This is a genomic window from Streptomyces sp. CA-142005, from assembly GCF_050942335.1.
Classification (GTDB): Bacteria; Actinomycetota; Actinomycetes; order Streptomycetales; family Streptomycetaceae; genus Streptomyces.
Map to the genome: position 1 here is coordinate 4,913,841 of NZ_CP192078.1, position 17,597 is coordinate 4,931,437.

General features: G+C 70.5%; 20 protein-coding genes and 1 pseudogene. 14 read left to right on the top strand and 7 right to left on the bottom strand.

What is annotated here, in order from left to right:
• Positions 1-135 precede the first annotated feature (135 nt).
• Positions 136-849 (top strand): PH domain-containing protein, encoded by a 714-nt coding sequence (locus ACQPXS_RS23085; RefSeq protein WP_433451180.1) that lies wholly within the window; start codon positions 136-138, stop codon positions 847-849.
• Positions 850-853: 4 nt separating this feature from the next.
• Here ACQPXS_RS23085 and ACQPXS_RS23090 read toward each other — a convergent pair whose 3' ends face one another.
• On the bottom strand, positions 854-1,072 hold the full coding sequence (locus ACQPXS_RS23090; protein ID WP_433451181.1) for a hypothetical protein: 219 nt from the start codon (positions 1,070-1,072) through the stop codon (positions 854-856).
• Between the two features lie 336 nt (positions 1,073-1,408).
• On the opposite strand from ACQPXS_RS23090, the gene mshD reads away from it, so the two are divergent.
• From mshD to ACQPXS_RS23125, 7 genes are all read left to right on the top strand, one after another.
• On the top strand, positions 1,409-2,335 hold the full coding sequence (gene mshD, locus ACQPXS_RS23095) for a mycothiol synthase (RefSeq protein WP_433451182.1): 927 nt from the start codon (positions 1,409-1,411) through the stop codon (positions 2,333-2,335).
• A 92-nt stretch (positions 2,336-2,427) separates the two neighbouring features.
• On the top strand, positions 2,428-2,814 hold the full coding sequence (locus ACQPXS_RS23100; RefSeq protein ID WP_433451183.1) for a GntR family transcriptional regulator: 387 nt from the start codon (positions 2,428-2,430) through the stop codon (positions 2,812-2,814).
• Positions 2,811-3,707 (top strand): ABC transporter ATP-binding protein, encoded by an 897-nt coding sequence (locus tag ACQPXS_RS23105; RefSeq protein WP_433451184.1) that lies wholly within the window; start codon positions 2,811-2,813, stop codon positions 3,705-3,707. Before ACQPXS_RS23100 ends, ACQPXS_RS23105 begins: the two co-directional genes overlap by 4 nt.
• Positions 3,704-4,711: an ABC transporter permease gene (locus ACQPXS_RS23110; RefSeq protein WP_433451186.1), complete on the top strand. Its 1,008-nt coding sequence runs from the start codon at positions 3,704-3,706 to the stop codon at positions 4,709-4,711. The genes ACQPXS_RS23105 and ACQPXS_RS23110 overlap by 4 nt, the downstream gene beginning before the upstream one ends.
• Positions 4,712-4,898: 187 nt before the next feature.
• A complete protein-coding gene (locus ACQPXS_RS23115) occupies positions 4,899-7,253 on the top strand; it encodes an RNA degradosome polyphosphate kinase (protein WP_433451187.1) in 2,355 nt (784 codons plus the stop codon).
• Positions 7,234-8,382, top strand: a complete 1,149-nt coding sequence (locus ACQPXS_RS23120; RefSeq protein ID WP_433451188.1) for a CHAD domain-containing protein — start codon at positions 7,234-7,236, stop codon at positions 8,380-8,382. Before ACQPXS_RS23115 ends, ACQPXS_RS23120 begins: the two co-directional genes overlap by 20 nt.
• A 19-nt stretch (positions 8,383-8,401) precedes the next feature.
• The gene (locus tag ACQPXS_RS23125; protein WP_433451189.1) at positions 8,402-8,809 is read left to right on the top strand and encodes an NUDIX hydrolase; all 408 of its coding nucleotides are present in this window, start codon (positions 8,402-8,404) and stop codon (positions 8,807-8,809) included.
• Here ACQPXS_RS23125 and ACQPXS_RS23130 read toward each other — a convergent pair.
• Positions 8,791-8,970: a hypothetical protein gene (locus ACQPXS_RS23130; RefSeq protein ID WP_433451190.1), complete on the bottom strand. Its 180-nt coding sequence runs from the start codon at positions 8,968-8,970 to the stop codon at positions 8,791-8,793. The genes ACQPXS_RS23125 and ACQPXS_RS23130 overlap by 19 nt on opposite strands.
• A 145-nt stretch (positions 8,971-9,115) precedes the next feature.
• Between ACQPXS_RS23130 and ACQPXS_RS23135 the strand changes: the two genes are divergently transcribed.
• Together ACQPXS_RS23135 and ACQPXS_RS23140 are read left to right on the top strand one after the other, a co-directional pair.
• Entirely contained in the window at positions 9,116-9,964 is an 849-nt protein-coding gene (locus ACQPXS_RS23135; RefSeq protein WP_433451192.1) for a hypothetical protein, read from the top strand.
• Positions 9,965-10,065: 101 nt separating this feature from the next.
• Entirely contained in the window at positions 10,066-10,227 is a 162-nt protein-coding gene (locus tag ACQPXS_RS23140; RefSeq protein ID WP_356304288.1) for a hypothetical protein, read from the top strand.
• Positions 10,228-10,237: 10 nt separating this feature from the next.
• On the opposite strand, the gene ACQPXS_RS23145 is transcribed toward ACQPXS_RS23140, so the two are convergent.
• A complete protein-coding gene (locus ACQPXS_RS23145; protein WP_433451193.1) occupies positions 10,238-10,603 on the bottom strand; it encodes a metal-sensitive transcriptional regulator in 366 nt (121 codons plus the stop codon).
• A gap of 230 nt (positions 10,604-10,833) precedes the next feature.
• Here ACQPXS_RS23145 and ACQPXS_RS23150 point away from each other — a divergent pair, with 230 nt between their 5' ends.
• The 4 genes and pseudogenes from ACQPXS_RS23150 to ACQPXS_RS23165 all read left to right on the top strand — a co-directional run bounded on the left by ACQPXS_RS23150 (position 10,834) and on the right by ACQPXS_RS23165 (position 12,979).
• Positions 10,834-11,454 carry a DUF47 domain-containing protein gene (locus ACQPXS_RS23150; RefSeq protein ID WP_433451194.1) on the top strand — a complete coding sequence of 207 codons (621 nt, stop codon included), beginning with the start codon at positions 10,834-10,836 and terminating at the stop codon, positions 11,452-11,454.
• Between the two features lie 7 nt (positions 11,455-11,461).
• A complete protein-coding gene (locus ACQPXS_RS23155; protein ID WP_351805163.1) occupies positions 11,462-12,460 on the top strand; it encodes an inorganic phosphate transporter in 999 nt (332 codons plus the stop codon).
• A 21-nt stretch (positions 12,461-12,481) separates the two neighbouring features.
• Positions 12,482-12,667: a hypothetical protein gene (locus tag ACQPXS_RS23160; RefSeq protein ID WP_433455909.1), complete on the top strand. Its 186-nt coding sequence runs from the start codon at positions 12,482-12,484 to the stop codon at positions 12,665-12,667.
• Between the two features lie 8 nt (positions 12,668-12,675).
• Positions 12,676-12,979: pseudogene (locus ACQPXS_RS23165) on the top strand (hypothetical protein).
• A gap of 158 nt (positions 12,980-13,137) precedes the next feature.
• Here the strand turns inward: ACQPXS_RS23165 and pstB are convergent.
• The 4 genes from pstB to pstS all read right to left on the bottom strand — a co-directional run bounded on the left by pstB (position 13,138) and on the right by pstS (position 17,283).
• Entirely contained in the window at positions 13,138-13,914 is a 777-nt protein-coding gene (gene pstB, locus ACQPXS_RS23170) for a phosphate ABC transporter ATP-binding protein PstB (RefSeq protein ID WP_351805157.1), read from the bottom strand.
• A gap of 51 nt (positions 13,915-13,965) precedes the next feature.
• A complete protein-coding gene (gene pstA / locus ACQPXS_RS23175; protein ID WP_433451196.1) occupies positions 13,966-15,027 on the bottom strand; it encodes a phosphate ABC transporter permease PstA in 1,062 nt (353 codons plus the stop codon).
• Positions 15,024-16,031, bottom strand: coding sequence for a phosphate ABC transporter permease subunit PstC (gene pstC / locus ACQPXS_RS23180; protein ID WP_351805153.1), 1,008 nt, complete (start codon positions 16,029-16,031; stop codon positions 15,024-15,026). Before pstC ends, pstA begins: the two co-directional genes overlap by 4 nt.
• 115 nt (positions 16,032-16,146) lie before the next feature.
• Complete coding sequence (pstS, locus tag ACQPXS_RS23185) at positions 16,147-17,283, bottom strand: phosphate ABC transporter substrate-binding protein PstS (RefSeq protein WP_433451197.1); 1,137 nt, start codon at positions 17,281-17,283, stop codon at positions 16,147-16,149.
• Between the last annotated feature and the right edge of the window lie 314 nt (positions 17,284-17,597).

A 17,597-nucleotide genomic window follows, 5' to 3' on the forward strand; every position in this document is an offset into this window, starting at 1 on the left:
ACAGCGGCACCGGCATAGACGCCCGGGCGCGTGGCGGCGGATCGTTTCGCCCACCCCCTCCGCGCCGCCCCGCGCACGAGGTCTAGCCTCTCCTCGGTCGCGCACCCTTTCCGGTGCGCCGGGGAGGGGATCTCCATGGACGACGGCGGGTCGGCACGGGTGTACCGCAGGCAGCGAAGACGGCCTCCGCAGACCGCGCTGCTGCCGCTCATCTTGCTGGCCAACGCGGCGCTGCAGACCATCCACACCCGCCACTCCGTACCGGTCTGGTGGACCCCCGTCGCGCTCGCCGCCTTCGTGGCCGTCGGCGTGTGGGGTGTCCTGGCGGAGTGGCGGGCGCACACCGTGGTGACGGCCCGGGGAATCACCCGCCAGGGACCCCTGCGGGCGCGCACCTGGGCCTGGTCCGCCGTGTACGACATCCGGATCGAGAACACCGGCAGCCAGCCCCTCAACGTCCATCCCCGGTGGCCGGCCTACCTGTACGACTCCGAAGGCCGCCGCTTCCTGCTCCCGCAGATCAACGAGTGGCAGCTGGCCGACCCCTACGCCGAGGTCGGGGCCCTGCGCGAGGCCGCCTGGCGGTACGGGATGCCCTACGGGCAGCGGGCCGAGACCGAGGCACGGATCCTGCGGCAGGCCGGGCGACGCCGGGGGTGGCAGTGGGCGAGCGTCGCGGCCGTGGTGGTGTTCGCCCTCATGATCGTGGTCGCGCTGACGGAGGACATCGCCGGGGCACCGGCCAACCTCTTCCTGCTGCTCCTGGTCATACCGCTGGCCGCTTTCGGCCTGCTCGGGCTCCTGCTCGCCGAGTACTGCGCCGCCCGCGCCCTGCGGCTGCCGCGCTAGGGCTTCAGCAGCGCGGCATCACGGTGTCGTCGCCCGCCGGCGCCGGTGCCGTCAGCGCCCGTGTCAGCACCAACTCGCCCGGCTGCGCGGTGAATCCGGCGCTTCCCGGATCTCGCCGATGCCGCGGGCGCCGGCCGAGGAAGGCGGCGAAAGCGAGGAATTGACCGAAGGTCACACGACCGGCGGAGATCTCCCAGACGCCCAGTCCGATCACCGCGAGCACGCACGGATACGGCCGGAGAAACGACGCGGCGAGCAGGAAGGGGGTGAGAAGACGGCGGGTCCTGGATGTGACGGAACGTACGGCGAACCGGCCTTGAGGGCGTGGCCGGCTCGGCGAACAGCAAGGTCGCAGCCGTCTCGGCGAGCGCGGGGACCCCGCCTTACGGCATAGCCATTCTCCGTTTTCCGTGATTCATACGGTGAATTCCGACACCGAAACATTACGACACCGAAAGCCCGGAAAAACAAATTCCACTGTAAGTAATTCACAGGGGCTTTCCGGAACCACGGTGCCATTCACATGGGCTTTACGGGGTGGCTGCCGTACCCTCTACGCATGAGCAGCGACGACACCGTACGGGCCTTCCCCGCCCGCTCCATCGAGACCCATTCCGCGCTCACCCCGGACCAGGCCGAGGCCGTGCGGGCCCTGCTCGCCGAGGCCGCCGCGGTCGACGGACAGCAGCCGGTGTCCGAACAGGGCCGGCTGCAACTGCGCGGCGGGGCCCGCGAGGGCGTTTCGCATCTGCTGCTGAGCGTCGACGGCGAACTCGTCGGCTACGCCCAACTGGAGGACACCGACCCGGTGGAGGCACCGGCCGCCGAACTCGTCGTACGCCCCGTGCACCGGGGGCAGGGGCACGGCCGGGCGCTCGGCTCGGCGCTGCTCGCCGCCTCCGGCAAGCGGCTTCGGGTGTGGGCGCACGGCGGGCATCCCGCCGCCCGGCATCTCGCCCAGGTGCTCGGTCTGACCCTGTTCCGTGAACTGCGGCAGATGCGGCGGCCGTTGACCGATCTCCAGCTGCCCGACCCGGTGCTGCCGGAGGGCGTGAGCGTGCGCACCTTCGTGCCCGGCAAGGACGACGCGGCGTGGCTCGCGGTCAACGCGGCCGCCTTCGCCCACCACCCGGAGCAGGGTTCGCTGACCCAGCGGGACCTCGACGACCGTAAGGCCGAGCCGTGGTTCGACCCGGCCGGGTTCTTCCTCGCCGAGCGGCGCGGCGAGGTGGTCGGCTTCCACTGGACCAAGGTGCACGCCGAGGAGGGGCTGGGCGAGGTCTACGTCCTCGGGGTCCGCCCCGGCGAACAGGGCGGCGGCCTCGGCAAGGCCCTGACCACGATCGGCCTGCGCCACCTGGCCGGCCAGCAACTGCCGACCGCGATGCTCTACGTCGACGCGGACAACCAGGCGGCGGTGTCGGTGTACGAGCGGCTGGGCTTCACGACATACGAGACGGACCTGATGTACCGCACGGAAACCTGACATACGGCAGGACGAGGGGCGGCCGGCTTGACGGCCGCCCCTTCCTTACACCACCCTTTCACTACTCAATTAGTGAAAGGGTGGTTCAACGCATGGTCGAGTACCGCATCGACCGGCACAGCGGGGTCGCCACCTACGTCCAGATCGTCCAGCAGACCAAGCAGGCCCTGCGCATGGGCCTGCTCCAGCCGGGAGACCGGCTGCCCACCGCACGCGAGGTCGTGGAGGCCACCGCGATCAACCCCAACACCGTCCTGAAGGCGTACCGGGAACTGGAACGCGAGGGACTGGTGGAGGCGCGCCGGGGTCTTGGGACCTTCGTGCGGCGGGCGCTCGGCACCAGCCCGGTCGACCCCTCCCTCCGTACCGAGCTGGAGGCATGGGCCGAGCGGGCACGCGGCGCCGGGCTGGAGCGGGACGACGTGGCCGCACTCTTCACCGCCGTACTCGACACGCACTTCCAGGGAGAACGTTCATGAGCGACACGGCGATCGAGGCGACCGGCCTCGGCAAGCGCTTCGGGCGCCGGGGAGGCTGGGCGCTGCGCGACTGTGCCTTCCGGCTGCCCGCCGGGCGGGTGTGTGCCCTCGTCGGGCCCAACGGCGCCGGCAAGTCGACGCTGCTCGCCCTCGCCGCGGGGCTGCTCCCGCCCACCGAGGGCCGGCTGCGGGTGCTCGGCGCCGATCCGGCCGCGGTCCGCCCGCGGGTCGGTTACGTCGCCCAGGACAAGCCGCTCTACACGCAGCTCACGATCGCCGAGATCCTGCGCATGGGCGCCGACCTCAACCCCGGGCACTGGGACGCGGCTGCCGCCGAGCACGTCGTCGCGGGCGGCGACCTGGACCCCAGGGCCCGCATCCGCTCCCTCTCCGGAGGCCAGCGCACCCGGGTAGCGCTCGCCCTCGCCCTCGGCAAGCGGCCCGAACTGCTGCTCCTGGACGAGCCGATGGCCGACCTCGATCCCCTCGCCCGGCACGAGCTGATGGGCACGCTGATGGCCCAGGCCGCCCAGTTCGGCACCACCATCGTGATGTCCTCCCACGTCGTCGCCGAACTGGAGGACTCCTGCGACCACCTGCTGCTCGTCGGCGGCGGCCGGATCCGGCTGGCCGGCGAGATCGACGACCTGCTCGCCGCCCACCTCCGGGTCACCGGCGCCGCCGACTCCGCCGGCCTCGACGCGCACGCCGTGGTCGAGTCCCGGGTCACCGGCCGCCAGCTGACCGCGCTGATCCGCCCGTCGGGGCCGCTGCCCGCCGGCTGGCGCACGGTGGCGCCCACGCTGGAGGAACTGGTCCTCGCCCACCTGCGCAATCCCGAGGCCCCCGCCCTGACCACCGCTTTGGCCGTCACCGAGGAGAGTGCCGCGTGACCACCGACCCGACCCTCCCGCGTCCCCGCACCGTCCGCTGGCTGCTGCGGCTGCACCGCCCCGCGCTGTACGCCTTCGCCGGCCTGGTGATCCTCCTGGCCGCCGTGCAGCTCGCCCTGGCCGGACCGCTAGCCGACGCGGCCGCCGCGGGCTGGCGGCAGTTCGACGCCTGCGACCTGGACATGAGGATATGCACGTACGACCAGGCCTCGATCCTGCGCTACAAGGACTACTACGACTACGCCACCGACGCTCTGATCGCGCTGCCCTTCCTGGTGGCCGCCTGGGCCGGCGCCGCCCTGACCGGCCGGGAGATGGAGACCGGCACCGCCCGGCTGTCCTGGACCCAGGGCACCTCCCCGGCCCGCTGGCTCACCGTCCGGCTGGCCGTCCCGGCGTCCCTCGTCGCCGCCGGCACCTGTCTGCTGTTCTGGCTGCACCACCGCGCCTGGTCGGCGGGGCTGGGCCGGGTCGACTCCGCCAAGCGCTGGTACGACCTCGCGACCTTCCACGCCAACGGCCCCACCACCGCCACGCTGGCCCTGACCGGGCTGGCTGCCGGCACCCTGGCGGGCCTGGCCCTGGGCCGTACGCTGCCCGCGCTGGTCGTCGGCACGCTGCTCACCGTGGGCGTCGCCGGTGTGGCCCAGCAGCTGCTGCCCCACCTGTGGCCGGCGGTCACCCGCATCGGCGACCTCCACCAGGGCTACCACGGTGACGGCCTCATCGTCGCCCAGGGCCTCGTGACCAGGACCGGCGAGCATGTGTCCTGCGGTTCCGGGGCGTGCGACCGCGCCTCCGTGAACGCGGTCGGCTACTTCAACACCTACCACCCCTACTCTCACTACTGGCCCCTCCAGCTCACCACCAGCGCGCTGTTCCTGGCGGTCACCGGCCTGCTGGTGCTCGCCTCCTACCTGGTGCTGCGCCGGCAGACCGGAGCGCTTCGGGCGGCCGGGACGGCCACCGCCGCCGGCACCAAGGGCGTCCTCGTCTCCGCCTGATCGCCGTTGGGTCAAGCGGCGCGGGCGGCCACGGTTCCGTCGTGGCCGCCCGCGCGGTTCCGCGCGCCCTGCGGGGCGCGTCACCGGCCTCGCTTTCGCAACCAGGACCCCCGGGAGCCGCCCCGCGCTATCCCGCACGTCATGTCTCCGTAACCATCGATTCAGCCAGACTTGCGACGCTCGGCCAATGAAGCCCGCCGTGCCAGAGCCTTCGCCGCCCCCCGAGGGGCCCGTGGGGAACGGGGCCGTGACGCTCCCGCCCGCACGTTCCGACGCGCCCGTAATGCCCGTGGCGCGGAAGAATGGGGTCATGAGCCAGCAAGACACCCAGGCAGAGGTCCAGCGCATCCAGCCCGACGTGGGCTCCATAGCCGCGCACCGCACGCATGTCGCGCAGGGAGCGGTTTCCGACCTCGAACCCGACCTCGACGCGGATCTCGACGCGTACGAGGAGGCGAAGGCCGAGGGCATCCTCCTGCCACAGGGCCGTTTCCTCGACCGTGAGCGCAGCTGGCTCGCCTTCAACGAGCGCGTCCTGGAGCTCGCCGAGGACCCGAACACACCGCTGCTGGAGCGTGCGAACTTCCTCGCGATCTTCGCCAGCAACCTGGACGAGTTCTTCATGGTCCGGGTGGCCGGTCTGAAGCGCCGTATCGCCACCGGTGTGGCCACGCGCTCCGCCTCCGGGCTGCAGCCGCGCGAGGTGCTGGAGATGATCTGGGCCCGCTCGCGCGAGCTCATGGCCCGGCACGCCGCCTGCTACCACGAGGACGTCGCCCCCGCGCTCGCGGACGAGGGCATCCACCTGGTCCGCTGGAACGAGCTGACCGACAAGGAACAGGCCCGCCTGTTCACGCTGTTCCGGCACCAGATCTTCCCGGTCCTCACCCCGCTGGCCGTCGACCCCGCGCACCCCTTCCCGTACATCTCCGGCCTCTCCCTGAACCTGGCCGTCGTCGTACGCAACCCGGTCAGCGGCCACAAGCACTTCGCGCGCGTGAAGGTGCCGCCGCTGCTGTCCCGCTTCCTGGAGAGCAGCCCCGGCCGGTACGTCCCCATCGAGGACGTCATCGCCGCGCACCTGGAGGAGCTGTTCCCGGGCATGGAGGTGCTGGAGCACCACACCTTCCGCCTCACCCGCAACGAGGATCTGGAGGTCGAGGAGGACGACGCCGAGAACCTGCTCCAGGCCCTGGAGAAGGAGCTCATGCGGCGCCGCTTCGGCCCGCCGGTGCGCCTGGAGGTCGAGGAGTCCATCGACCGCGAGGTGCTGGACCTGCTGGTCCGCGAGCTGAAGATCAGCGAGGCGGAGGTGTACCCGCTGCCGGGTCCGCTCGACCTCACCGGCCTCTTCCGCATCCACAGCCTCGACCGGCCCGAGCTGAAGTACCAGAAGTTCGTCGCCGGCACCCACCGCGACCTCGCCGAGGTCGAGTCGGCGTCCGCGCCGGACATCTTCGCGGCCCTGCGCACCCGGGACGTGCTGCTGCACCACCCGTACGACAGCTTCTCCACCTCCGTGCAGGCCTTCCTGGAGCAGGCGGCGGCCGACCCGGACGTCCTCGCCATCAAGCAGACCCTGTACCGCACCTCCGGCGACTCCCCGATAGTCGACGCGCTCATCGACGCCGCCGAGTCCGGCAAGCAGGTCCTCGTCCTGGTCGAGATCAAGGCCCGCTTCGACGAACACGCCAACATCAAGTGGGCGCGCAAGCTGGAGGAGGCCGGCTGCCACGTCGTCTACGGCCTGGTCGGCCTGAAGACGCACTGCAAGCTGTCCCTGGTGGTCCGCCAGGAGGGCGAGACCCTGCGCCGCTACAGCCACGTCGGCACGGGCAACTACCACCCGAAGACGGCGCGCCTGTACGAGGACCTGGGCCTGCTCACCGCCGACCAGCAGGTCGGCGCGGACCTGTCCGACCTCTTCAACCGTCTGTCGGGCTACTCCCGCCGGGAGACCTACCGCCGCCTGCTGGTGGCCCCCAAGTCCCTGCGCGACGGCCTGATCTCACGGATAGAGAAGGAGGTCCAGCACCACCGCGCGGGCCGTCCGGCGTTCATCCGGTTCAAGGTCAACTCGATGGTCGACGAGGCGGTCATCGACGCCCTCTACCGCGCCTCCCAGGCGGGCGTGCCGGTGGACATCTGGGTGCGCGGCATCTGCGCCGTCCGCCCCGGCGTCACCGGCCTGTCGGAGAACATCCGGGTCCGCTCGATCCTCGGCCGCTTCCTGGAGCACTCCCGCGTGTTCGCCTTCGGCAACGGCGGCGAGCCCGAGGTGTGGATCGGCAGCGCCGACATGATGCACCGCAACCTCGACCGCCGGATAGAGGCCCTGGTGCGGGTCGTCGACCCCGCCCACCGGGCAGCCCTCAACCGGCTGCTCGACACCGGTATGTCCGATTCGACCTCCTCCTGGCACCTCGGTCCGGACGGCGAGTGGACGCGACACGCGACCGACGCGGACGGCCAACCCCTGCGCAACGTCCAGGAGATGCTCATAGACGCCCGGAGGCGCCGGCGTGGCACAGCAACACCTTGACCCGACGGACCCCACGGCCGAGGTGGTGACCGGGGACGCCCTCGCGGCGTATCTGCGCGCCCAGGCCACGGAGTTCCTCCGCGCCCTGCGCCTGCACCGTGAGACCGGCGGTGCGAACGGGGGCGGCCCGGCGCGAGCTCAGGCGGGCGCCGGGGAGAAGAGCGCGGGGGAATCCGTCGACGCGGCGCGCGCACTGCGCCGTTCGGCCCGCCGCATCAGCGGCAGCCTGCACACCTTCCGTCCGCTCCTCGACCCCGACTGGTCCGAGGAGATGCGCCCCGAACTGGCCTGGCTGTCGGGCACGCTGGGCCTGGAGCACGCGTACGAGGCGCGGCTGGAGCGGCTGTTGCTGGCGTTGCACCGGTTGTCCGGGGCCACGGCCTTCCCGGGCCAGGTGACGTCCGCCGAGGTGGGCGCGACGGCACCGCTCGACTCCAGCGGTCCGGCGAGCCCCGCGCCGGAACGCGGCAACCTCACGGTGGGCGCGGCGAAAGCGGGCGCGCTGCTCGAACGCCAGCTGACCCTGGCCCGGACCCGGGCTCACTCCACGGCCCTGCAGGCACTGGGATCGAGCCGCTTCCACGCGGTCGCGGACAAGGTCGCCGTACTCGCCAGCGAGGTCCCCCTCACGCCCACCGCCCCCACGACCGACCTGCGTCCCCTGGCAGCCGCTGCGGAGGAACGGCTGACAGACGCCATCGCAGGTCTTCCGCTGGTCGTCGCGGGCCACCCGTACAACGCGGAGGCCCTGGTGCACGGACTGTCCCCGGACCCGGCCCCGCACGCCCAGGACGGCCCCTGGCACCAGGTCCGGCTGCTGCTGCGGCTGCACCGGTACGCCCAGGAGGCGCTGCACGGCGGTGGGGGCACCTCCCAGCTCGGGCGAAGCCGGGAGCCCGGGGGACTGCCCGTGGACATGCGCCTGCTGGCGGCCGGTCAGGCCCTGAACCGGCACCGGGACGCCTCGGAGGCGGCAGCGGCGGCGGCCCAGGCCGCCCGTACGCCCCGGATCGCCCCCGCGACGGCGTACGCGCTCGGCGTGCTCCACGCCGACCAGCGGCACGAGGTGGAGGCTGCCAGGTTCGCCTTCCAGCAGGCCTGGCAGAAGCAGACCGTCAGCGCACCCTGAGTCCCCCCGAGGAGGCGGTGTGAGCGACACCCTGGTGCGGGCGGCCGGCTGCGTGCTGTGGCGCCGCTCGCCGGTCTCCGGCGACCTGGAGATCTGTCTGGTCCACCGGCCGAAGTACGACGACTGGTCGCATCCGAAGGGCAAACTCAAGCGCGGGGAGGACGCGCTCGCGGGCGCCCTTCGGGAGGTCGCGGAGGAGACCGGGTACACGGCCGTGCCCGGCGCCGAACTGCCGACCCTGCGGTATCTGGCCAACGGCCGCCCGAAGCAGGTGCGTTACTGGGCGGCCGAGGCGGTCTCCGGGCACTTCGCCCCGAACGCCGAGGTGGACCGCATCCTGTGGCTCTCCCCCGCCGCGGCCCGCAGCCGCCTCACCCAGCCCCGCGACCGCGAACTCGTCGACGCCCTTCACCGCTCCGCCGCGTGAGCCTCCGCGTCCGCACGGGCCTGGCTGCGGGCCCGGCGGGCCGGACCGCGCCAGCCGCAGCTACAGCGGGCCAGGCAGAAGCGGCCCTGTTCCGTCGTCGAGGTGAGGTGCTCCTGGCCCTGCCCCTGCCGGACGCGCTCCGGCCCCTCCTGCTGCGCCACGCTGACAACGTTACCGACACCGCGGTTAAAGGGTTCGTATGGCCTTCCCCGCCCCACGACAGCGCGTGACGGTGTCCCCCTACCCGTCGTTAGCCGGACGACAGGGGGCCCGTGACGGACGTACCGGCTTGGGGGTAGGCAGGCGATGGAACGGCGGCAGCACAGGACCGCGGGCAGGACGGTCGTCGCGGTCGGCATCATGCTCGGCCTCGGAGCGGGTGCCACGGGCTGTTCCGGCAGCGGGGCCGCCGCCGAGGACGTCAAGGGCGGGGGCGACCCGGTCGCCGTCCTGCACCGGGCCGTGGACACCCTGCGCGGCGCGGGCAGTTCCAAGGCCACCACGTCCATGGAGATGGCCACGGGCGGCACCCGGGTCACCATCCGCGGCCAGGGCGTCTACGACTACCGGCACCGGCTCGGCCGGCTCATCGTCGTCCTGCCCGAGGACCCGGCGGGCGCCTCCGAGCACCAGCCGATCACCGAACTCCTCGCCCCCGGCGCCCTGTTCATGAAGAACCGGGGCGCGGGCGTGCCTCCCGACAAGTGGGTCCGCGTGGACACCGCCACGCTGTCCGACGGCAACCTGGTCACCGGCGGCGCGACCGACCCGTACGCGGCTGCCGAGGTGCTGCGCGGGACGCGGACGGCGACCTATGTCGGCACCACCGAGGTCGGCGGCACGGCCGTACGCCACTACCGGGGCACGGCGGATCTGGGCAGCGCGGCCCGGAAGGCCTCCGCAGCGAACAGGGAGCCACTGGCGGCGGCGGCAAAAGGGTTCGCCACGGCCGAAGTGCCGTTCGACGCCTATCTCGACGACCAGGGCCGCATCCGCAAGCTCAGGCAGCGCTTCAGCTTCGTCAACGGCAAGCAGAAGACCCCCGTGGCGGTCGCCTCGACGACCCTGCTCTACGACTTCGGCGCCCCCGCCGACGTACGGCTGCCGCGCTCGGCGGACATCTACGCGGGCCGTATCGCCGAGGACGGCGACTAGTCCCTGGCACCACCCCGTAAGTAGCCCGTCCGTGCCATGCGCGGTATGTGCAGCGCTCCCTACTCTAGGAAGCGGGTGACGGCAGAGAAGAGGTGAGGCGGGTGGCTCCGGTCGGCGGTACGGCGGTGCAGGACCACGTGGCCCTCGCCGAGATCGAGCTGTGCGGAGAGCTGATCATCGCGGCCTCAGCGGCCGAGGACCGGCTCAGCCTGGAGAGCATCGACGAGGTGCTGCGGGTGTCCGAGGAACGTGCGGACCAGTAGCGCCCCGCTCTCAGGAGCGCAGGAGGCGGCCGATCGCCTTCGTCGCCTCGTCCACCTTGGTGTCGATCTCGTCGCCGCCCTTGAGGGCCGCGTCGGCCACGCAGTGCCGCAGATGCTCCTCCAGCAGCTGCAGCGCGAACGACTGCAGCGCCTTGGTGGAGGCGGAGACCTGGGTCAGTATGTCGATGCAGTAGGTGTCCTCGTCGACCATCCGCTGCAGGCCTCGGATCTGCCCCTCGATCCGGCGCAGCCGCTTGAGGTGCTCGTCCTTCTGCTTGTGGTAGCCGTGCGTGGCGTGCGGAGTGTGCCCGGTCTCACTCACGGTCCCACCCGTGGTCTCGGAGGGAGCCGTGGCGCCGGCCTCGGTCGTCGTCATCGCGGGCCTCCATCTCGGGACGAGCTGCGGGACAAGCTCTGGACACAATCGGGGATACATACCCCTAGTGGGTATATGGTAACCAACTTTGCGGGGTAGGGAGCCCTTGGTCCGCCCCCGTGCTGATCAATTTGCCCGATGGGCGACACTGGGATGCGGCCCGATAGCCGTGGCCGGATGATGCGCCTAGCATCAGCCTGACCGAAACCGAAGCACCCCGAGGACCCCACGTGCGCTTTCGTCTGACCCCCAGGGAGACGAGCTTCTACGACATGTTCGCCGCATCCGCGGACAACATCGTCACCGGCTCGAAACTCCTGATGGAACTGCTCGGGGCGGACGCACCTGCCCGAGCCGAGATCGCAGAGCGTATGCGGGCCGCGGAACACGCGGGTGACGACGCCACGCACGCGATCTTCCACCAGCTGAACTCCTCGTTCATCACGCCGTTCGACCGCGAGGACATCTACGCCCTCGCCGGGTCCCTGGACGACATCATGGACTTCATGGAGGAGGCCGTCGACCTGGTCGTCCTCTACAACGTCGAGGAACTGCCGAAGGGCGTCGAGCAGCAGATCGAGGTCCTGGCCCGGGCCGCCGAGCTGACGGCCGAGGCGATGCCGAACCTGCGCACGCTGGACAACCTGACCGAGTACTGGATCGAGGTCAACCGCCTGGAGAACCAGGCGGACCAGATCCACCGCAAGCTGCTGGCCCACCTCTTCAACGGCAAGTACGACGCGATCGAGGTGCTCAAGCTCAAGCAGATCGTGGACGTCCTGGAAGAGGCGGCGGACGCGTTCGAGCACGTGGCGAACACGGTGGAGACCATCGCCGTCAAGGAGTCCTGAGGCGTCGATGGACACCTTCGCCCTCATCGTGACCATCCTGGTCGCGCTCTTCTTCACGTACACCAACGGCTTCCACGACTCGGCGAACGCGATCGCGACATCGGTGTCGACGCGAGCGCTCACGCCCCGGGCGGCCCTCGCCATGGCCGCGGTGATGAACCTCGCCGGTGCCTTCCTGGGCTCGGGCGTCGCCAAGACCGTCAGCGAAGGCCTGATCGAAACGCCTTCGGGCTCGACGGGGATGGGCATCCTGTTCGCGGCCCTGCTCGGCGCGATCACCTGGAACCTGATCACCTGGTACTTCGGTCTGCCGTCCTCGTCCTCCCACGCCCTGTTCGGTGGCCTGGTCGGCGCGGCCCTGGCGGGCGGCACGGCGGTCCACTGGAACGGCGTCCTGGACAAGATCATCATCCCGATGTTCCTGTCCCCCGTGGTCGGCCTGATCGTGGGCTACCTCGTCATGCTGGCGATCATGTGGCTGTTCCGCCGGGCCAACCCGCACAAGGCCAAGCGCGGCTTCCGCATCGCGCAGACGGTCTCGGCGGCCGGCATGGCCCTCGGCCACGGCCTTCAGGACGCCCAGAAGACGATGGGTGTCGTCGTCATGGCACTGGTGATTTCCGGCCACGAGACCTTCGGCGACCCGATCCCGGTCTGGGTGAAGATCGTCTCCGCGGTGATGCTGTCCCTGGGCACCTACGCGGGCGGCTGGCGCATCATGCGCACCCTGGGCCGCAAGATCATCGAGCTGGACCCCCCGCAGGGCTTCGCGGCCGAGGCCACCGGCGCCTCGATCATGTTCGGCACGGCCTTCCTCTTCAAGGCCCCGATCTCCACGACCCACGTCATCACCTCGGCGATCATGGGCGTGGGCGCGACCAAGCGCGTCAACGCCGTCCGCTGGGGCGTGGCCAAGAACATCGTCCTGGGCTGGTTCATCACGATGCCGGCGGCGGGGGTGGTCGCCGCGCTGGCCTTCGGCGTGGAGAAGCTGACGGTGCTGTAGCCCGGCTCCCGCGCGCACGCCATAGCGGCGGCCGAGGGGATGTCGCTGCGCGCCTACCTGGCCCAGCTCTCCGAGACTCTGCTCACCCCCGCCGAGCAGGCCCGCGCCGCCTTGAAGGAGTGGACGGGCTACGCACCCAGTCCTGCGGAGGAACGGGCCCTCGACAGCGAGCCGGACCGCCGACTGGCCCGGGCGGCGGCCCGGTGAGCGACTCGATGCACATCGTCCTGGACGACACCGCCATGGCCGCGGCCGGCCGGGGCCATGTCCTTGCCTCCCGAAGCCGACCGGGCCCGTCCCGTTACGGCAGAACAGCTCGCCGCCCTGCCCGGCATCACCGTCCTGGACCTGGACCTGCCCGCGGCCCTGGCCGTGGCCCGGCAGCACACGTGGGCCGCGGCGCACTGTCTCCACGCCGCTCAACCCACCCCGGACCGTCCCGACGCGGCGATCATCGCCACCACCACCCCCGACCGGTGGATCGGCGAGCCGGTCCGCGTACTGGACCTCGCCCCGTAAAGGCCCGGACGGCCGTCCCACGGCCCGAGGCGAACGCAATGGGCCCGCCCCCGGGAGCCAGGGGCGGGCCCTCTTGCGTCCTCGCGGTGGCACCGCCATGCAGCACCGCGAGGGGTTCCATGACACCGGCGTCGGCTCGGCCGACGCGGCGGCGCCTGTCAGCCGAAGCGGCCCGAGATGTAGTCCTCGGTCGCCTGCACCGACGGGTTGGAGAAGATGCGCTCGGTGTCGTCGATCTCGATCAGCCGGCCCGGCTGGCCCACGGCCGCCAGGTTGAAGAACGCCGTACGGTCCGAGACGCGCGCCGCCTGCTGCATGTTGTGCGTCACGATGACGATCGTGAAGCGCTCCTTCAGCTCACCGATCAGGTCCTCGATGGCGAGGGTGGAGATCGGGTCCAGGGCGGAGCAGGGCTCGTCCATCAGCAGCACGTTCGGCTCGACCGCGATCGCCCGCGCGATGCACAGACGCTGCTGCTGGCCGCCCGACAGGCCGGAGCCCGGCTTGTTCAGGCGGTCCTTGACCTCGTTCCAGAGGTTCGCGCCCTTCAGGGACTTCTCGACGATGTCGTTCAGTTCCGACTTCCGGTACTTGCCGTTCAGGCGCAGGCCCGCCGCCACGTTGTCGAAGATCGACATCGTGGGGAAGGGGTTCGGGCGCTGGAAGACCATGCCCACCTCGCGGCGGACGGACACCGGGTCGATCCCGGTGCCGTACAGGTCCTCGTCGTCCAGCAGCACCTTGCCCTCGACGCGGCCACCGGGGGTGACCTCGTGCATCCGGTTCAGCGTGCGCAGGAACGTCGACTTGCCGCAGCCGGAGGGGCCGATGAACGCCGTCACCGAACGCGGCTCGACGGTCATCGAGATGTCTTCGATCGCCTTGTGGGAGCCGTAGTAGGCGGTGAGTCCGCTTACGTCGATTCGCTTGGCCATGTCTACTTCACTTCCAGATAAGTCTTGTCAGTCGCCGAGGTTGGCCGCGACTCAGCGACCGGTCTTCGGGGCCTTCCAGCGGGCGATGCCGCGGGCCACCAGGTTGAGGATCATCACGAAGGCGATCAGCGTGAGCGAGGCCGCCCACGCGCGGTCGTACGCCGCTCCGGAACCCGCGCTGTTCGCGAACTGCTGGTAGATGTACAGCGGCAGCGACGCCTGCGCCCCCTCGAAGGGGTTGTTGTTGATGAACGGGTTGCCGAAGACCAGCAGCAGAACCGGCGCGGTCTCACCGGCGATACGGGCGATCGCCAGCATGATGCCGGTGGTGATGCCACCGATGGAGGTCGGCAGGACCACCTTCAGGATCGTGCGCCACTTCGGCACACCGAGGGCGAGGGACGCCTCGCGCAGCTCGTTCGGGACGAGCTTGAGCATCTCCTCGGTGGAGCGGACGACGACCGGCATCATCAGGATGGCCAGGGCCAGCGAACCGGCGAAGCCGAACGGCTGCATCTTGAAGATGAGCATCAGCGACAGGATGAACAGACCCGCGACGATCGACGGGATGCCGGTCATCACGTCGACGAAGAAGGTGACGGCCTTGGCGAGCCGGCCTCGGCCGTACTCCACCAGGTAGATCGCGGTGAGCACGCCGATCGGCGCGCCGATCACGGTGGCGAGGCCCACCTGCTCCAGGCTGCCGATGATGGCGTGGTAGATGCCACCACCGGGCTCGGTGTCGGCGACGACCCCCATGGAGTGGGTGAGGAAGTAGACGTTCAGGACCTTCACACCGCGCGCGACGGTCACCCAGATCAGGGAGACCAGCGGCACCACGGCGAGCAGGAAGGCGACCCAGACGAGGCTGGTCGCGACGCGGTCCTTGGCCTGGCGGCGGCCCTCGACGCGCGCGGCGATCACGTACGTACCGAGGACGAACAGGACCGCGGCGATCAGACCCCACTGGATCTTGCTGTCCAGGCCGGCGGCCAGGGAGATGCCGATGCCCAGGGCGAGGGAGCCCGCGGCGATCACCCACGGCGACCACGTGGGCAGGCTGGCGCCGCGCAGGGTGCTGTGGCGCTTGTGCGTGACGGATGCGGTGCTCATGCGTTGGCCCCCGAGTACTCCGCACGGCGGGCGATGATGATCCGGGCCGCGCCGTTGACCAGCAGGGTGATGACGAACAGGACCAGACCGGAGGCGATGAGTGCGTCCCGGCCGAACTCCGTCGCCTCGCTGAACTTGCTGGCGATGTTCTGGGCGAAGGTGCCGCCGCCCGGGTTGAGCAGGCTGGCGTGGATGATGAAGTCGGGGGAGAGCACGGTGGCCACGGCCATCGTCTCGCCGAGCGCGCGGCCGAGGCCGAGCATCGACGCGGAGATCACGCCGGAGCGGCCGAAGGGCAGCACGGACATCCGGACGACCTCCCAGCGCGTGGCGCCGAGGGCCAGGGCGGCCTCCTCGTGCATCTGCGGGACCTGGCGGAAGACCTCGCGGCTCACGTTGGTGATGATCGGCAGGATCATGATCGCGAGCAGGATGCCGACGGTGAGCATCGAGCGCGGGGCGCCCTTGTCCCAGGAGAAGATGCCGGTCCAGCCGAAGAAGTCGTTGAGCCAGCCGTAGAGGCCGTTCATGTGCGGTACGAGGACCAGCGCGCCCCACAGGCCGTACACGATGGACGGCACGGCGGCGAGCAGGTCGATCACGTACGCGACGGGACCGGCGAGCCGGCGCGGTGCGTAGTGCGTGATGAACAGCGCGATGGAGACCGCGACCGGGACGGCGAGCAGCATGGCGATGACCGAGGAGACGATCGTGCCGAAGGCCAGTACCGCGATGCCGAAGGTCGGCGGGACGAGGTTGGTGTTCCACTCGGAGGTGGTCAGGAAGTTGCCGTGGTCCTTGCTGATCGCGAGGGAGGCGCGGTAGGTGAGGAAGACCGCGATCGCGGCCATGATCACCAGCAGCAGGATGCCGGACCCACGGGAAAGGCCGAGGAAGATGCGGTCACCCGGGCGGGTCGCGCCGCGGGCGTTGCGCTTCTGCTCGGCCGTCGAGGGCTGGGGCGTGGGGGGTGGTGCGTCAGTTGTCTTGGTCGATATGTCCATCGGGTTCTCCGGTCTGCGGAGCCGGCCGCCCACGCGGGGCGGCGGCTCGTGGCGGCGGTGCACCGGACGGTGCGGCCCGGGCCCTGTCGGGCACGGGCCGCACTTTCGGATCAGGTCAGCTCAGGCCCTCGATGGTGGTGCGGACCTTGCTGATGATCGCGTCGGGGACGGGCGCGTAGTCGATCGTGGAGAGGATCTTCTGACCGTCCTCGCTGGCGATGTAGCGCAGGAACGCCTTGGTGGCGGGCAGGGTGTCCGCCTTGTTGCCCTTGTCGCAGACGATCTCGTACGTCACCAGGGTGATCGGGTAGGCACCCTCGGCCTTGGTGGCGTAGTCCAGCTTCAGCGACAGGTCGTTGCCGGTGCCGACGACCTTGGCGGCCGCGATGTCGGCGGTGGCGGAGTCGGTGCTGGGCGCGACCGGCTTGCTGGCACCGGTGTCGATGGAGACGGCCTTCATGCCGTCCTTGACGTAGGACAGCTCGAAGTAGCCGATGGCGCCGGAGGTCTGCTTGACCTGCTGGGCCACACCCGCGGACTGCGGAGCGGACTGGCCGCCCTTGGCCTGCCAGGCCTTGCCGCCCGAGTACTTCCAGTTGTTCGGGGTGGTGGCGATCAGGTACTTGGTGAAGTTGTCCGTGGTGCCGGACTCGTCCGAGCGGTGGAACGCCTGGATCTTCAGGTCGGGAAGCTTCACCGACGGGTTCAGCTTCTTGATCGCCGGGTCGTTCCAGTTGGTGATCTTGCTGTCGAAGATCTTGGCGATGGTCGGGGCGTCCAGGACCAGGCTGTCGACACCCGGAACGTTGTAACCGAGGGCGATCGGGCCGCCCACCATCGGGAGGTCGATGCCCTGACCGCCGGAGCAGACCTTCTTGGAGGCGGTGACCTCGTCCGGCTTCAGCGCGGAGTCGGAACCGGCGAAGGCCAGCTGGCCCTGGTTGAAGGAGGTGACACCGGCACCGGAGCCGCCACCCTTGTAGTTGATCTGCACGCCACAGGCCTGGGAGAACTCCTTGACCCAGGCGTCGATCGCGTTCTTCTGCGCGGAGGAGCCGTCTGCGAGCAGCTGACCCTTGGCGTTGTCGCACTTGATCGAGGAGGCGTTGGTGGCGCCGGACGCGCTGCCCGACGCCTTGGGGGAACCGCCACCGTTGTCGTCGGAGCCGCACGCCGTCAGGGCCAGGGCGCCGGTCACGGCGATCGCACCGAGCGAGAGGGCGCGCAGCCGGTTCTTGCGCTGAAGCTTCACTTTCGGGAGTTCCTTCCAGGAGCCGCCGCGGTCGGCGGCGTGCGAGGTGTAGGGAGGTAGCGCGAGCGCATATGGCCGCGCTCCGCACCGTGCACGGCCGAAATTAGGCAGAACAGGTGAAGCCGCCGATGGCCGGAAGTGAACGGGGGGTGAACCCCTGCCGTCGGCCTGGTTAGGTCACGGAATGCTCACGGGGAGAGCACGTGGAGGTTCCGGCAATCGGGTCACGCGCACACGTCTTCGGTGTCCGTTTCCCTGTGCGTGAACTGTTACGAACCAACGCGCCCGCCGGGCCGTCTCATTCCACGAAAGGC

Excerpts from the sequence above, each read along its gene's own strand:
- ACQPXS_RS23155 (WP_351805163.1), top strand. The coding sequence starts at position 11,462 with ATGGACACCTTCGCCCTCATCGTGACCATCCTGGTCGCGCTCTTCTTC.
- mshD (WP_433451182.1), top strand. The coding sequence starts at position 1,409 with ATGAGCAGCGACGACACCGTACGGGCCTTCCCCGCCCGCTCCATCGAG.
- ACQPXS_RS23085 (WP_433451180.1), top strand. The coding sequence starts at position 136 with ATGGACGACGGCGGGTCGGCACGGGTGTACCGCAGGCAGCGAAGACGG.
- pstA (WP_433451196.1), bottom strand. The coding sequence starts at position 15,027 with ATGAGCACCGCATCCGTCACGCACAAGCGCCACAGCACCCTGCGCGGC.
- pstC (WP_351805153.1), bottom strand. The coding sequence starts at position 16,031 with ATGGACATATCGACCAAGACAACTGACGCACCACCCCCCACGCCCCAG.
- ACQPXS_RS23100 (WP_433451183.1), top strand. The coding sequence starts at position 2,428 with ATGGTCGAGTACCGCATCGACCGGCACAGCGGGGTCGCCACCTACGTC.
- pstB (WP_351805157.1), bottom strand. The coding sequence starts at position 13,914 with ATGGCCAAGCGAATCGACGTAAGCGGACTCACCGCCTACTACGGCTCC.
- ACQPXS_RS23105 (WP_433451184.1), top strand. The coding sequence starts at position 2,811 with ATGAGCGACACGGCGATCGAGGCGACCGGCCTCGGCAAGCGCTTCGGG.
- ACQPXS_RS23115 (WP_433451187.1), top strand. The coding sequence starts at position 4,899 with ATGAAGCCCGCCGTGCCAGAGCCTTCGCCGCCCCCCGAGGGGCCCGTG.
- ACQPXS_RS23145 (WP_433451193.1), bottom strand. The coding sequence starts at position 10,603 with ATGACGACGACCGAGGCCGGCGCCACGGCTCCCTCCGAGACCACGGGT.
- ACQPXS_RS23135 (WP_433451192.1), top strand. The coding sequence starts at position 9,116 with ATGGAACGGCGGCAGCACAGGACCGCGGGCAGGACGGTCGTCGCGGTC.